General features: G+C 46.6%; 8 protein-coding genes. 5 read left to right on the top strand and 3 right to left on the bottom strand.

The genetic code is table 11. From position 1 onward, the window contains the following. Nucleotides 1–152: 152 nt before the first annotated feature. Nucleotides 153–1,934 (bottom strand): glycoside hydrolase family 35 protein, encoded by a 1,782-nt coding sequence (locus tag U0033_RS00100; protein ID WP_245801707.1) that lies wholly within the window; start codon nt 1,932–1,934, stop codon nt 153–155. 192 nt (nt 1,935–2,126) lie between these two features. Continuing rightward, nucleotides 2,127–2,537, bottom strand: coding sequence for an energy transducer TonB (locus tag U0033_RS00095; RefSeq protein WP_143150605.1), 411 nt, complete (start codon nt 2,535–2,537; stop codon nt 2,127–2,129). Between the two features lie 139 nt (nt 2,538–2,676). Here U0033_RS00095 and U0033_RS00090 point away from each other — a divergent pair, with 139 nt between their 5' ends. Both U0033_RS00090 and U0033_RS00085 read left to right on the top strand, forming a co-directional pair. Beyond that, complete coding sequence (locus U0033_RS00090) at nt 2,677–8,457, top strand: Ig-like domain-containing protein (RefSeq protein ID WP_072357188.1); 5,781 nt, start codon at nt 2,677–2,679, stop codon at nt 8,455–8,457. A gap of 10 nt (nt 8,458–8,467) precedes the next feature. After that, nucleotides 8,468–9,526 (top strand): PorP/SprF family type IX secretion system membrane protein, encoded by a 1,059-nt coding sequence (locus U0033_RS00085; protein WP_072357187.1) that lies wholly within the window; start codon nt 8,468–8,470, stop codon nt 9,524–9,526. Nucleotides 9,527–9,532: 6 nt separating this feature from the next. On the opposite strand, the gene U0033_RS00080 is transcribed toward U0033_RS00085, so the two are convergent. Further along, on the bottom strand, nt 9,533–10,018 hold the full coding sequence (locus tag U0033_RS00080; RefSeq protein ID WP_072357186.1) for a hypothetical protein: 486 nt from the start codon (nt 10,016–10,018) through the stop codon (nt 9,533–9,535). A gap of 370 nt (nt 10,019–10,388) precedes the next feature. Here U0033_RS00080 and U0033_RS00075 point away from each other — a divergent pair, with 370 nt between their 5' ends. The 3 genes from U0033_RS00075 (at nt 10,389) to U0033_RS00065 (ending at nt 15,812) form a co-directional block, all read left to right on the top strand. After that, complete coding sequence (locus tag U0033_RS00075; protein WP_072357185.1) at nt 10,389–10,952, top strand: RNA polymerase sigma-70 factor; 564 nt, start codon at nt 10,389–10,391, stop codon at nt 10,950–10,952. A 42-nt stretch (nt 10,953–10,994) separates the two neighbouring features. Further along, nucleotides 10,995–12,089 carry a FecR family protein gene (locus U0033_RS00070; protein WP_072357184.1) on the top strand — a complete coding sequence of 365 codons (1,095 nt, stop codon included), beginning with the start codon at nt 10,995–10,997 and terminating at the stop codon, nt 12,087–12,089. A gap of 84 nt (nt 12,090–12,173) precedes the next feature. Further along, nucleotides 12,174–15,812: a SusC/RagA family TonB-linked outer membrane protein gene (locus tag U0033_RS00065; protein WP_177318532.1), complete on the top strand. Its 3,639-nt coding sequence runs from the start codon at nt 12,174–12,176 to the stop codon at nt 15,810–15,812. Nucleotides 15,813–15,824 lie beyond the last annotated feature (12 nt).

Genomic DNA, 15,824 nt, shown 5'->3' with positions numbered 1-15,824 from the left:
TATTAATTGAAAAGATTTCTTAATTGATTAACGGAATGACTTCCGTTACCTATAATTTTAAAAAGGCCGGTTCTGTTGAAAGAGCCGGCCTTTTCTTCTGAAAGCGGTTTTCATTCCCGTTGGTGAATTCCGTCTTTCATGAATATTGCATTTTATTCCAAAGTTTTCGTACCACCTATAGTCGCTGCATTTGTCTGCAACAAATCAAACACCACGATTTCATTCTCTCCTTTTTTCAGCCATGGAGCAGGGCAATACAGGCGTTTCTGCGGACCGATTTCCCAGTAACGACCCAGGTTATGGCCATTGACCCATACAATTCCTTTCTTGAAATTACTCATGTCCAGGTAAGTATCAGCCACGGTGTTCATTGTGAAAGTTGCTTTGAAGAAGATACCAGGACGGCTGGTGTCAGCACCTGGTTTCAGCTTTGAAACGAAGCCATCTTTCATTGGTACGCCGTATACCTGCCAGTCCATCAGGGTCATACCTTCAAGGGTTACACGCTCAGTGATACCCTTGCGGTCGATGAGTTCCTGCGCGAAGTTGATTCGGCCCATTGCCTCTACAAAGATTTCCAGGATCGGGTCCTTCACATCACTCTTAGGCAGATTTATACTGTTTTCTCCCAGGTGACGATCTATTTTACCTACGTATTTACCATTCAGGAATACGGTGGCATAGTCATGCAGGTCAGTAATTTTCAATGTGCCATATTTACGGCCGATCAGTTTCGTTTTGTAAACCATGAAACCATAGTCCTGGCCATAAGCTTCAAAAGTTTTAGGCTGTACAGAAGCTACAGGTGCGGGCAGGTTTTCCCACACGCTGGCATAAGGTTTTACTTCGAAATTTGCCACAACGGTAGCAGGTATCGGTGCCGGGATAGCTGGCAGTTTCTTTTTCGTATAGCTGGCGATGAGATTACGCAGCGCCATGTATTTTGCGGTAGGAACGCCCTGTTCATTGATAGGCGCATCGTAATCGTAAGTAGTCAGGTCCGGCTCATACCCTTTGCCACCGGAGTTAGCACCGGCAGTGTACCCAAAGTTCGTACCACCATGGATTACATAGAGGTTGAAAGAACGATTGGTATTGAGCAGGAACCTTACCTCTTTCAGGATACCGGAGGTATCAGGATGTGCAAATTTCTCGCCCCAGTGTGTTAACCATCCTGGGTAAGATTCACTGCTGAAAGAAGGTACATCAGGGTTCTGGCGTTTAGCGGCATCGAAGTCGCCTTCGGAACCACCGGAGTCAAGACCGATGGCAGCACCTGGTACGGAGCCAGCTTCCAGCAAAGGATCTACCGGACCGTCGGCAGTGTAGAAAGGTACATTGATCCCATTTTGTTCCCAGAGTTCCTTCAGTTTGTAGAGGTATTGTTTATCGTTGGCATAGCTACCATATTCGTTCTCTACCTGCACCATCAGGATAGGACCACCGTTGGTTACCAGGAGAGGTTTCACCTGTTCGCTGAGGGCTTTTACATAGCGCGCCACGGCTGCCATGTAGCGGGGATCCATACAGCGTACTTTGATATCAGGTGTACGGAGCAGGTAAGGTGGTAAGCCACCAAATTCCCATTCTCCGCAAACGTATGGTCCCGGGCGGAGGAGCACCCACAGACCTTCCTGCTGAGCGATTTTGATAAATTCAGCAACGTTGCGGTTTTCCGATGAAAAGTCGAAAGTGCCTTCTTCCTGTTCGAGATAGTTCCAGAATACGTAGGCAGCGATTGTGTTGCAACCCATGGCTTTGGCCATCTGGATACGGTGACGCCAGTATTCTTTGGGAATACGGGCAGGGTGTAATTCACCACTGATGATCTGGTAAGGTTTGCCATCGAGGAGGAATTCACTCCTGGACAGGGCAAAGGTGTGCTTTACCTGGGCCTGTACCATTTGACAGCTGAGGAGCGCGAGTGCGCTCATGACAATTAGTTTTCTCATTCGTAGTTTATCTTTCGTCCCTGTAACAATTGATTAAGCTGGCAAAATAAGGAATGTTATGGGAATAAAAAGGGTAAAATAGTATTAGGGGGAGTATCAGAATGGATATGGAAGGAAAGGGGAAATATAAAGTGACTGGTTTTGTAAAAGATCTCACCAACCGGGAAAGTTTTATTACAACCTCACGGGTAACATAAACAACACGGGCACCTTCACCCCATTACACATCCCCGGCTTCCACTGTGGCATCTTCACAATCACCTTCTGCACGGCACTATCCAGCAAGGTGTACGGATTACGATAACTCATGAATCCTATCTTTTTGATATATCCACTTGTATCTATCACAAACATTGGAAAACTTGATGCATAATATGGCTGCTCAATATCCTCCCGGTAAGGGATATGTAAATTCCTGGAAAAAAAGCTGATCAGGGAATCCTGCCCACCCGGAAAAACAGGCGCCACTTCAGGTTCCCGCACCACCCACTCCTCCAGTATCCGATCCCTTTCCAATTTGCAATTGCCTATCGGCAGTGTATCCATCTTCATAGACAAATACCCTAATAATAAGGTGACTAACATCTTCCTTTTTAAAACCAATAAAGTTATATGATTATATCACACTTCAACAATAATTAACTTTCATATACTGAACAATTCCGCCGGTCACCTTGTTATCCTAGTTGACCTTTAGCAACATACCTTAAATCAGTTTCCCTATATGATGCCCCGTAGAGCCTTGTTCCTCTTTTTCTTTTTAATAACCATATCCGTATTTGCGCAATCTCCTCCCTCTCCAACCATTACTTCTTTTACCCCTGCATCTGCCTGCCAGGGGTACCAGGTCTCTATTACCGGTACCAATTTCACCGGGGTTACAAGCGTTACCCTCGGTACACAACCAGCATCCAGCTTCGTTATCAACAGTCCTACCAGCATCACAGCTACCGTGGCAGAAGATGCCAACAGTGGCCCGGTGATCGTAGACGCTATCAATGGAGGCATCATTACCATACAGCCCTCACCGAAACCATCTTTACAAGACATCAGTACACTCGATGCGCCTTTTACTAACTGTAACGGTAATATACACTACACTTTAAAAGTGCAGAATACCTCTATCGTCACAGGCACGGGTAACAACTACGAGATCAACTGGGGAGATGGCAGCCCTGTATTTACACAGGTTGACTGGGCTTTCGGCGCACAAATCACGCATGCATTCAGTTCACAGGGCTATTTTGTTGTGACGCTTAAGATCACCCCTCCCAATGGTTGTGAGAAGACTACCACCTACCAGTTTTATAATGGCCAAAACCCAATAGCAAGTATTACAACCACCACTTCTACTACCGGCCTCTGTGCTCCCTCACCCGTAGAATTCCAGATTGGTAACTGGTTCAATAACTCCCCAGGAACAGAGTATATATTAGACTATGGAGATGGCACACCGCAGATCGTTTTGCCCCATCCATTGAACACCACAAATACCATATTCAGGATCTCTCATACCTATAACAGATCTTCCTGCCCCAAAGCAGATTTCACAGCTACTTTATATGCAAGAAATGCATGTTATACGACTACCTATACGCTGAACCAGATCGTGATACGCTCTAAACCTGTAGCAGATTTTTCAGTTGTCAAAAATACATTTTGCCTGGATGACAATGTATGTATAACCAATAAAACAAGTACCGGTACGAGTGGAAATAGTTGTAGTTCGAACACCGAGTATGAATGGAATTTTGGAGATGGATTTAAGTCAACGCTACGCGATCCGGGTTGTCATAAATATGCTGCACCAGGTAATTATACAATCACGTTAAATGCGACAAGTATCACCTGTGGCACGGATACAAAGTCGATTAATATTACAATATTGCCGATTTCACCGGCACCTTTGGTCACAACACCGATCTTCTATTGCCAGGGTGCAACTGCCACTCCATTGACAGCAACAGGTACCAATATAAAATGGTATACATCGGGAGGAAACCTATTAGCGAATCCACCTACTCCTGCAACTAACTTCCCTGGCAGTACAACTTATTATGTCACCCAGACACTTCCAGGGCAATGTGAAAGTCCCAAAGCACCGCTTGTTGTCACCGTGAATGCATTGCCGGCAAGCCCCATAGTAACAAGTCCCGTATCCCTCTGCCAGGGGGCCACAGCCGCACCTTTAACAGCGACAGGTACAGGCTTAAAATGGTATGCAGCAGGTGGTACTTTATTGCCTGCAGCACCAATCCCATCGACTGCAGCAGCAGGAAGTATCTCTTATTTCGTTACACAGACAATTTCTAATTGCGAAGGGCCGAAAGCAGAAATAGTCGTCACGATTGGCACTACACCTGTAGCTCCTGTTGTAAACACACCAGTTAATTACTGCCAGGGTCAGGCAGCCAGCGCCCTGACCGCCAGCGGCACAGGTTTAAGCTGGTATGATGCAGGCGGTACATTGTTAGCAGGAGCACCGGTGCCCGCTACAGCAACACCTGGCACCACTACTTATTATGTAAGCCAGCGCAATGGCTGTGGTGAAAGTCAGAGGGTAGCCATTACCGTTAATGTGAACCCGGCACCAACAGCCACCATCAGTTATTCACCAGCTACCCTCTGCAATGGAGCGGGGAGCCCCCCGGTCAATGTAACACTGGCAGGTAGCCCGGGAGGTACATATAGTGCACCCGCAGGTTTAATAATCAATACAACCACAGGTACAATCACACCGGCCGCCAGCACACCGGGCACCTATACAATCAGGTACACCCTGCCTGGTTCCGGTGGTTGCGCGAGTGTAGTCGCTACCACCACTGTATCCATCAATGGCACACCTGCTGCAACGATCAGTTATCCCGCGATGTGTGCATCTGATGGCGTGACAGCAGCTACTATTAATGGCAGTACCGGGGGGGTATTTGCTGCGTCCACAGGGTTGACGATCAATGCATCGACAGGAGCCATCACACCAGCCAGCAGTACGCCGGGAACCTATACCGTGACATATGATATTGCCGCGGCAGCACCTTGTCCGGCTTTTCATACCACCGCAACTGTTACGATCACCAAAGCACCAACAGCAACGATTAGTTACAGCCCGGCAAGCTTGTGTAATACAAGCGGCAGTGCCCCCGTAAATGTTTCGAAAACCGGAGATCCTGGTGGCACCTATAGTATTATGCCTTCAGACATGAATATAGATCCTGTAACAGGTACACTCTCCCCCGCAGGTGCCAGTCCAGGAACTTATACAATCAGGTATACTTTGACAGGCAGCGGTGGATGTACCAATTTCATTAGTATGACTACTGTGACTGTCAGTAGTACACCTAATGCCAGCATCTTATATGCAGGTAGTCCTTATTGCGGAGACCTCAGTACAACACAGGCAGTGACACAAACAGGCAGCAGCGGTGGTACTTACAGTGCGCCTGCGGGATTAAGCATCAATGCCGCCACTGGTGCAATTATCCCATCAGCCAGTACTCCGGGAACTTATACCGTTACTTATACCATTGCCGCCGCCCCACCCTGCCCGGGCTTTCAAACCACCACCAATATTACTATTACCCGGCCAGCCGCTGCCACAATTGCCTACCCCCCTGCAGTCCTCTGTAATACCAGCAGTAGTGCGGCTGTAAATGTAACGAGGAATGGAGATGCAGGCGGTGCTTATAGTATTTCTCCGGCAGGAATGACGATCGATCCGACTACAGGCGCACTATCTCCGGCGGGAGCCAGCCCAGGCATTTACACAATCACTTATACCCTGCCGGGAAGCGGTGGTTGTAACACGGTGACTGCGAGTACAACTGTCACTGTAAACAGTACACCATTCGCATCGATTTCTTATAACGGCAGCCCTTTCTGTGGCAATGTGAATATCCCTCAAGCTGTAACACAGGTCGGCACGCCAGGTGGCACATTCAGCGCTCCTGCGGGATTAACAATCAATGCAGCCACTGGTGCCACCACACCAGCCAGCAGTACACCGGGAACTTATACCGTTACTTATACCATTGCCGCCGCCCCACCCTGCCCGGGCTTTCAAACCACCACCAATATTACTATTACCCGGCCACCTGCTGCCACGATTGCCTACACCCCTGCAATCCTCTGTAATACCAGCAGTAGCGCGGCTGTAAATGTAACGAGGAATGGAGATGCAGGCGGTGCTTATAGTATTTCCCCGGCAGGAATGACGATCGATCCGACTACAGGCGCACTATCTCCGGCAGGAGCCAGCCCAGGCATTTACACAATCACTTATACCCTGCCGGGAAGCGGTGGTTGCAGCAATGTGACTGCCACAACGACTGTCACTGTAAACAACACACCAACAGCCACGATTTCCTATAACGGCAGTCCTTTCTGTAGCAATATGAATACCCCGCAGGCTGTATCACAGGCCGGCACACCGGGTGGCACATTCAGCGCTCCTGCGGGATTAAGCATCAATGCCACCACTGGTGCAATTATCCCATCGGCCAGTACACCGGGAACTTATACGGTGACTTACACGATCGCACCAGCACCACCCTGCCCCGGTTTTCAGACGACTACCAGTATTACGATCTATGAAAGCCCCCTGATCAGTTTCCCTGTTCCGGACCAGGAAGTATGCTCCAATCAAAGTGCGACTTTTACACCCGCCTCCTCCGTTCCGAATACAAACTATTCCTGGGCCGTTTCAGGCACTTTGCCAGCAAATGTAACAGGTATCAGCAGCGGCAATTTTACGGGAAATTTAAGCCTCTTATACATCAATAAAGGGAATAGCGATGTTGTAATCACAGTCAGGGTAATTCCATATAACCCGGTTCAAACTACCTGCGCCGGGGCTGCCTACGATCTCCATCTCACCGTGCATCCCGAAGTACCGGCACCAGTCAGCAGCGATGTCAGTACCTGTATGGGTGCTGCGGCTGTTACACTACAAGCCATGTCCCTGCCCGGGTATAGCATCCGCTGGTACGATGCGCAGCAAACCTTATTACCTGCTGCTCCTGTTATTCCAACCAGTGATTCCGTTCGCCTGCAATATTATGTGAACCAGCGCAGCAGTTTTGGCTGTGAAGGGCCGAAAGTGAGTGTCATCGCCATCGTGCATCCAACTTTGAAGATCACGGGTGCTGACTTCAGCAATCCAACTGCCTGCGGCGTTCCTTCCGGAACGATTGTATTGCAGACAAGCGACCTGAATGATCAGGTTGTTCCAAACGTGCCGGTCATTGTTCACTATAAAAAATTCCAGACAGACCTGGTGACATCCGGCTTTACCGATAGTAATGGCAGGATCACACTGCCATTAACCGCTGGCAGCTACACCGGCTTCTATGCAGAAAGCACCGGAGGCTGTACCACCGCACACCTGAATGATGTCTTTGTATTGAAAGATCCTGATCCGCCGGCAAAACCCGTAGCAGGATATAATCCGCCTATTTGCAGTGAAACGCCACTTACTTTGACTGCATTATCAGCAACCAATCCGCAGGACGGGGAAATCAAATACGTGTGGGCTGGTCCCGCCTTCGGACCCTATCCTGATACCGTGAATAATACGGTGGTGACATTCCCGTCTGCCAGCGTTGCGGATGCAGGCACTTATGTAGTATACGCTACGCAACATAATTGCATCTCCGATGCCGATAGTTTTATTGTGGTCATCAACAGATCCCCCTCGAAACCTGTGATCAGCACACGCAACCCGCTCTGCGTAGGCGATGAACTATACCTGAGTGCCTCCAGTAGCATTGGTGACAATTCTACCCTGACTTACCTGTGGACAGGCCCCGGCCGCGGATTCCCGGTGAATGGTACGCATGCCGGTATCGACAAGGTAGCACTTACAGACGCCGGCAGGTACACAATCATCGTTACCTCCAGCGAAACAGGTTGCACGTCAACAACAGATACCCTGATTGAAATAGGAAATTACCCAATCATAAAATTTGCTACAGACACACTCATATTGCCAACCGGGTTTAAGATCACACTCGATCCCGCTATTCAGAATGCCACTGAGCCAGGTATACTGCCTATGCAAAATTACACCTGGTCACCGGCAGATGACCTGACATGCAATGATGCATTGTGCGACAAGCCAATATTGACTGTGAAAAATGACGCCTGCTATGCCGTTAAAGCCACAAATGTTTATGGTTGCAGTGACAGTGATACCATTTGCGTTCGCGCCTTCTGCAAAGATGCACAGGTATTTGTACCGAACGCCTTTACACCGGATGGCCTGCCTGAAAACAGGATCCTGATGGTACGCGCCAGCGGTATTGCCACCGTGAAATCATTCAGGATCTTCAATCGCTGGGGCAGGGTAATGTACGAGCGGAGCAACTTTGCACCCAACAGCAGCGAGTATGGATGGAATGGATATATCAATGGCAAAAAAGCAGATACCGGTGTTTATATCTACACCGTAGAAGTGATCTGTGAGAATGGCACCCCTTATACATTGAAAGGGAATGTAACATTATTCTAAAGTATGCACCATGAAAAAGATCATCGCCTTTTTAACTTTATATAGTCTCAATCTAAGCGCACAGGATGTGGGCTACTCTCAATATTACGATCAGCCTTTGCAAAGAAACCCCGCACTGGCAGGGATCTTTGAAGGAGATATCCGCGTGACCGCTTCTTACAGGAACCAGTGGCAAAGCGTGACAGTGCCTTACAGAACGTATGGATTGAGCGCCGAGTACAAGACACCTTTCCATGCATTATTCTCCGAGAACAGTACTGTAACATATGGCCTGCAGGTACTGCGCGACGTAGCCGGTACTTCAGAGTTTAGTACCACCCAGATCATGCCTGCAGTGAATAGCAGTTTTTATATCGGTAGAGAAAAGGTATCTTATATCTCTGTGGCTTTTATGGGTGGCCTGATGCAGCAACGCTTTGATCCGGGTAAATTGCAATTCAATGATCAGTTTGTAATGGGAAGTAATGGAGCATTTAGTATCCTGCCTTCTTCAAGACAAACATTTGATCAGACAAGTGTGAGTTATTTTGATCTGGCAGCAGGCGTGAGTTATAACGGCACCTTGAAAAACGAGGTAGATCTCTTTATAGGCGCAGCAGGGTATCATCTGAATAGTCCGCAGGTGGGATTCTTCAAAGGGAATCAAATAACTTTGAATAAACGGATATCGCTCAATGCAGGGTTATCAGTACCCACCAGTGAGACAAACAGGTTTATTTTATATGCAGATTATTTCAGGCAGTTCAAAAGAATTATTCCTATAGAGGCAGTTGGTATTAGTACGATGCAATTCGGTGCCATGTACAGCTGGGATTTTTCGGATCAGATGGATTTGTCCAGGAATTTCACGATAGGGGTTTTGTACAGGAAGAATGATGCAATCATACCTGTAGTGAGAATGGAGATGTATAATTTCCTGTTTGGACTGAGTTATGATGTGAATGTAGACAAGCTGGCGGTTGCGTCTCAGCGTCGTGGAGGATTGGAGTTAATTGTTTCTTACAGGGGATTTTTGAGTAGCAGGAATGAAAGCCGCCGGCAGACTCTATGCCCTACTTTCAGGCGGTGATTGCTATTAAAATAGAATCATCTCGAATTTTTCACCATGCAATTCTTTCCATTGTTTACTTAAAAACACGACAGCTTTTACATCCTGCTCAATGATCAACAGGCGGTAAGTTTGCTTCACTTCATTAATATAGAAAAAAACAAAATTATTGGCACCAGTTAAAAATGTCGGCAACAACGTCCTCACACTTCTTTCTCCTGTTTCTATCCGGATGTAAAGCTTTTGCATGTCCCGGATCAGGAAGGTCTGACCATTGACTGTAACTGAATGGTAGCCGAGGATGATTTCACCTATTTTCTTATATTTTTTTATGTAAGTGTTGGCAATAGTGGCAGCCATAAAAGCAATGAACAAAAAAATGCTCAATGGCTTGTTATCAACTACCCGGAAAAAACCAAATGCCAGGAAAAGTGGGAACCTTATGATAATAAGGGTAACTGCCAATGCAGAATAATATTTCTCTACAAGTGGAACTTTTAATTGTATTTCCATAGGTATGCCAAAGATAATGGAAACGGTCAGTTTATTGGATGAATGCCTTACTGATCCCGGTCAGCTCAATCGTTGGCAACTGTAAAACCTTTTAAGTTAGTGATATGATGGTGGTGGCGGTTCCTTCATCAGCGCTGTGATGAAATACCACAATCGATACCTTACCCGTCTAATCATTCTGAAATATGATATCCGCATTAAAAATATCCTGGAAATGCACCGAACGAATCATATACCAACTTCCCTTTTTCAAAGCAGTCGCCTCTACAGGCAATTCCGCCAAGCTCCGCAGGTTAAATGGCGCGCCTGAAATTAAATCGGAAAAAATAATGTCTGCGTATTATTTTTGCACCCGGATAATCAACCTTAATTGCCAGCTACCAAACAATACAGTGACCATGAACTGCTTTCCTTACTAAAAGAAGACAGTGACTCCGCTTTCACCCAGATTTATTATCAATACTGGAAGCTGTTGTTTGCTATTGCTGCCAGCAAGCTGGAAAACACCGCTGACGCGGAAGAAATCGTCCAGGAGATCTTTACCGACCTATGGCGCCGCCGCCAAGAGATCAATATCGAGCTATCCCTCAAGGCCTACCTGGCTGCCGCTGTCAAGTTCCAGGTATACACATACCTGGCCAGAAAGCACAAAGAATCGCAAAGACAGGCCTACTCCCCCACTCCGGAAATACATGCCACCTCTCCTGAAGACCTCCTTCGCCGCAAAGAACTACAGGAACAATTGTACGACATCACCCAACAACTCCCCGAAAAATGCCGACTGGTTTACCAGCTGAGCCGCGAAGCGGGCCTCTCGAACAAGGAGATCGCTGCCACCCTTTCCATTTCTGAAAAAACCGTTGAGAACCAGATGACCAAAGCCCTCAAACGCTTGAAACTAGCCTTCCGGTCATTTTTATTAACTTTTTTTTAATTCCCCGTAGGGGTTCATCCCTTATTTCTATACATATAGAATATGCCTGAAGAAAAAGACTACTATCAAGAGCTTGCGGATAAATGGTTTCAAGGCACCATTACCGATACAGAAAGATTGGCACTGGAACAATGGTACCAGCAGCAGGATCTGACTGTACATATTCCGCCTTCACAGGCAGTTAGTGAAGCAGCACATGCGGCACGCATGCTGACCAATATCAGGAACCGGACAAAAGTACGTTCCCTGAATTATTGGTGGGCCGCGGCAGCCTCGGTGGCAGTCTTAATAGGAGTCGCTGCATTTTATAAATATAAAACAACGGCTATCACCGCTAAGATCACCGACGTGGCGCCCGGTATGAACGGCGGCATGCTCACACTTGCAGATGGTAGCCAGATTTCGCTGGATAGTCTGCGCGAAGGCACCGTCACCACCCAGCAGGGGGTACAGGTTACCTTCAAAAACGGGCAGATCAGCTACCAGGGTAGCGGGAACAGCGTTGCTTACAATAACATTACCACACCAGCAGGCAGGCAATTTCATATCGTACTCGCCGATGGTACAGGCGTATGGTTAAATGCAGGTAGTTCGATCACATTCCCTACCGCGTTTAATGGTCCTGACAGAACCGTGAAAGTAGCCGGGGAAGCTTATTTCGAGGTACAGGCCTCCGCAAAGCAACCATTTTATGTACAGGTCAATGATGGTTATAACATCCAGGTATTAGGCACACGTTTTAACGTGCATGCATACAAGGATGAAAATTATATACAAACAACATTACTAACAGGGGCAATTAAAGTTAAATCACAACTATTAAAGCCAGGACAGGAACTGACCGAAAGTAAAGGACAGGAACAATTATTATCAGACATCGACACCACACAGGCCGTCGCATGGAAAAACGGGCAGTTCTCCTTTAAAGGAGGCACCCGCATCGATGAAGTAATGCGTCAACTGGCACGCTGGTACAACATTGAAATAGTATATGAAGATGGCGTACCGGATGTGGTTTTTGCCGGAGACATGCAAAGAGACCTGTCGCTGATGCAGGTCATAAGAGGAATGGATGACATGGGGGTTTCGTTTACATTAAACGGTCACCAGCTGCTGATTCGTAAGCAAACAAAGTAAACAACAATAGTTCAATGAGCATGGCTTGTACACGCAACAGTACAGGATAGCATTGCCATGCCTGTAACCAAAATCAAAACAGATATGAGATCTCGTTTAATTGCCTTCTTTATTGCGGCGCTGCTCATGGCAGGTTCTGTCATGGCCCAGACTATCAACTATACCGCTAAGAAGGTTTCGCTGGAAAAGGCCATCAGTACGATCAAACAACAAACAGGTTATTCCGTGATGTACAACCCGGATATTCTTAGTGGTGCATCCCCGGTATCCATCGATGCCAAAGACATGCCGCTGAAAGAATACCTGGAAAAAATACTGGCAGGTAATCCGCTGAAATATACCATTGAAAACAAAACCATTTTTATCAAACATGATCATTCTAAAATGAATCATGAAGATGGTGACGGTTTTCGCATGGTACGGATCTTCCATGTAAGCGGTAAAGTGACCGGCGAAAACGGGCAGGTATTACCATTGGTTTCTGTAGCCATTGGTAATACGCCCTATGGCGGTACGACTGACAAAGACGGTGTTTTTACCCTGCATGAAGTCCAGGAAAAGCAAACCCTGACCTTTACCTACATGGGTTACAAAAAACGCTCCGTCACCATTGCTGCCTGCTGTGGTAAAGAAGCGCTGCCGGAGGGCGTCACTTCAAACATGGTTGATCCCAGCAACCTGGCACTGACCATACACCTCGAACCTGACGTAAAATCATTGGGAGAAATCGCCATCGCAAATACCGGTTATCAGCTGGTATCAAAGGAGAGATCTGCTGCCGCAATGACCACCGTAAACGAAAAAGAACTGAATACACAGCTGAACAATAACCTTACTTCCGCACTGGAAGGTAAGGTAGCAGGTGTGAGTTTTTATCGTGGTGTGCCTGCCATCAGGGGAACAAATACATTTGGTATCGATACTTCAGGTGCAAGGCCCCTGCTGGTGATAGATGGTATGATCACTGAAGGTCAACTGTCCGACATCAACGTGTACGACGTCGAATCAGTAACTGTACTGAAAGATGCGGCAGCTTCCTCCATTTACGGTGCAAGAGCGGCAAATGGCGTGATCGTGCTCACCACAAAAAAAGGCAAACGCGGTTCAGGCGTGCAGATCAGTGTTAACGCTGACCACTTCATTACCACGAAACCGGATGTCGCAAAGATGCACTACGCTACTACCAGCCAGATCATTGACTATGAAACAGACAAGTATAATTATGAACTGAATAATTACGGTGGGAACACAACCGAGTTATTCGACAGCTATGGTACCATAGGCAACGGTACAATAAAATACTATTCTCCATTATATGCCCTCTACCAGAACCAGGCAAATGGGAAAGTGACGCAGGAAGAAGTAAACAATACCCTGGCACAGTGGAGAAAAAATGACTACATCAGGGATTATACAAAGTACGTGTGGAAGAATGAGATGAAGCAACGCTACAACATCTCCCTGAGCAATGCCAGCGACAAAAGTAATACCTACGTATCTGTAAACTATGAAGGTAACCAGGCACGGATAAAATACAATACCAGCGATATCCTCTCCGTATATTTTAAGAACATCTACACTGTCAACAAATGGCTGGATATCACCGCAGGATTGAATGGCCGTTATAGCACAGAAGAATCTACCTATGACACTTATAATAGCTACGAATTACAGCCAAGATATTCTACCATCCTGGATGCTAATGGTAATAGGGTATATGCTGATTATGTAAACGCAGAAGATGGCTTCAGTGGTGCTGATGGGATGAACGCACAGGTAGCAAATACAATTGCTGCCAACTCCAATTTCAAATCAGTAAAGTTCAACGTACTCGATGAACTAAATAAAGGTCTCACTAAAAGCAATACCCTTTGGCTGCGTGCATTTACGGATGTAGATATCCGGTTCAGCAAGCACCTGAAATACGGGGTGAAACTGCAATATGAAATGAGCAGGAAAGAACTGAGTACGCAGTCTGAAGCAGACTCCTACCGGATGCGTTACCTGTACAATGCCATGCTCACCTACAACAGCACAACCGGGAAATATACAGAAGCCATTCCAACCGGCGATCGTTTATATACAGCAAATTCCCGGGCAAGGAACTTTACATTCCGTCAACAGCTAGACTATAACAATGATTTTAAAGTAGCCGGCAAAAACAGTTCCCTCTTTGCAATTGCGGGTATGGAAACAAGAGAACTGTATACACCCGGCACCAATAGTTCACTGATCTATGGTTATAACCCGGTGACGCTAAGTTCTACCCTGGTAGACTGGTATTCCATGACAGAGAATGGTATTAACAGTTATCTCTATGGAACTACCACCCTGAGTTATACACCCGGCAAGATCAGGTATACTACCCGCCACCGCTACGTTTCATTCTATGGTAATTTTGGTTATACTTTCAATGACCGTTATAACCTGACAGGTAGTGTGCGGGTAGATCAGACAGATCTCTTTGGTACAGATCCCAAATACAGGTACCGTCCTTTATGGTCTGTTGGCGGAGGATGGAATGCGACCAACGAGCGTTTCCTGCATGATGTATCCTGGCTGAATTACCTGAAAGTACGTGCCACTTATGGTATCGGGGGAAACGTAGACCAGAGCACCTCTCCTTTTATCAGGGCAACTTTAAAAAGCGACAACCTGTATCCTAGCTTACAATATTCAAATGTGAGTACCCTGCCAAATCCAAAACTGCGCTGGGAGAAAACGGCTACGCTGAACTTCGGTGCCGACTATACACTCTTTAATATACTGAATGGTAGTATCGATTACTACCGTAAATACAGTTCTGACCTGCTGGCTACAACAGATCTTGATCCTACTGTAGGTGCCTCATCTATGACCATCAATAACGGCGCGATGACGAATCGCGGCCTGGAAATTATGGTGAACAGCACCTGGTTCAACAGGAAGGGCTTAACACTGGCTTCCCGCCTGACAGTGGGCTTCAACAAGAACAGGATTGAGAAAGTGACGCACTCTGTAACCGATCCATATTCTCTCATTGGCTCACCCAATGCGAACTATTATGCAGGCACACCACTGAATGCCTTGTATGCTTATCGTTATGCAGGTATGGTGAATGGCTATCCTACTTTTTATGACCAGGATGGCAAAGTCAATGTAACCTTTGATGCAACAAATACACCTTCTTCTGTGACTGCGATCAATAAGCCTGCAGCTGTAAAACTGATGGGTACCACCACACCAAGATACACTGCATTTTTCCAGCAGATGGTGGGTTACAAAGGTTTTGAGCTGACGGCGAACCTCGCTTACTATGGCGGTCATAAAATGAGAAAGGACGCGATCGCATTGAATGGTTTTAACCAGACAGATGAGTCGCTTGCAAGAAGATATAAGGACAATAATACAAATACAGATATTCCAAGATTACAGGTAGATTACCCTGCAGCGCTGATGGCGTATGCAAGTACATTGTCTTCTTACTATTCCTATTCAGACCTACAGGTGGTAAGTGCAGCGTCTATGCGACTTCGCAACGTGGCGCTGGCTTACACACTCTCCGGCAAGTATTGCAAACTGCTGCATATAAAAGGACTCAGGCTGACAGCACAGGCGAATAATCTCTGGTTGTGGACAGCGAATAATGATGAGATAGATCCTGAGACTTTCAGTTTAAACAGTGGGTATAGAAACCTGCCAACACCAAAATCCTATTTATTCGGCGCAGCCCTTTCTTTCTAATCTTTTAAAATA

The organism is Chitinophaga sancti (genome assembly GCF_034424315.1).
Classification (GTDB): domain Bacteria; phylum Bacteroidota; class Bacteroidia; order Chitinophagales; family Chitinophagaceae; genus Chitinophaga; species Chitinophaga sancti.
Note: the sequence above shows the minus strand (reverse complement) of the source record. Positions and strands in the feature narration are given on the sequence as shown.

Excerpts from the sequence above, each read along its gene's own strand:
- U0033_RS00100 (WP_245801707.1), bottom strand. The coding sequence starts at position 1,934 with ATGAGCGCACTCGCGCTCCTCAGCTGTCAAATGGTACAGGCCCAGGTA.
- U0033_RS00095 (WP_143150605.1), bottom strand. The coding sequence starts at position 2,537 with ATGTTAGTCACCTTATTATTAGGGTATTTGTCTATGAAGATGGATACA.
- U0033_RS00090 (WP_072357188.1), top strand. The coding sequence starts at position 2,677 with ATGATGCCCCGTAGAGCCTTGTTCCTCTTTTTCTTTTTAATAACCATA.
- U0033_RS00085 (WP_072357187.1), top strand. The coding sequence starts at position 8,468 with ATGAAAAAGATCATCGCCTTTTTAACTTTATATAGTCTCAATCTAAGC.
- U0033_RS00080 (WP_072357186.1), bottom strand. The coding sequence starts at position 10,018 with ATGGAAATACAATTAAAAGTTCCACTTGTAGAGAAATATTATTCTGCA.
- U0033_RS00070 (WP_072357184.1), top strand. The coding sequence starts at position 10,995 with ATGCCTGAAGAAAAAGACTACTATCAAGAGCTTGCGGATAAATGGTTT.
- U0033_RS00065 (WP_177318532.1), top strand. The coding sequence starts at position 12,174 with ATGAGATCTCGTTTAATTGCCTTCTTTATTGCGGCGCTGCTCATGGCA.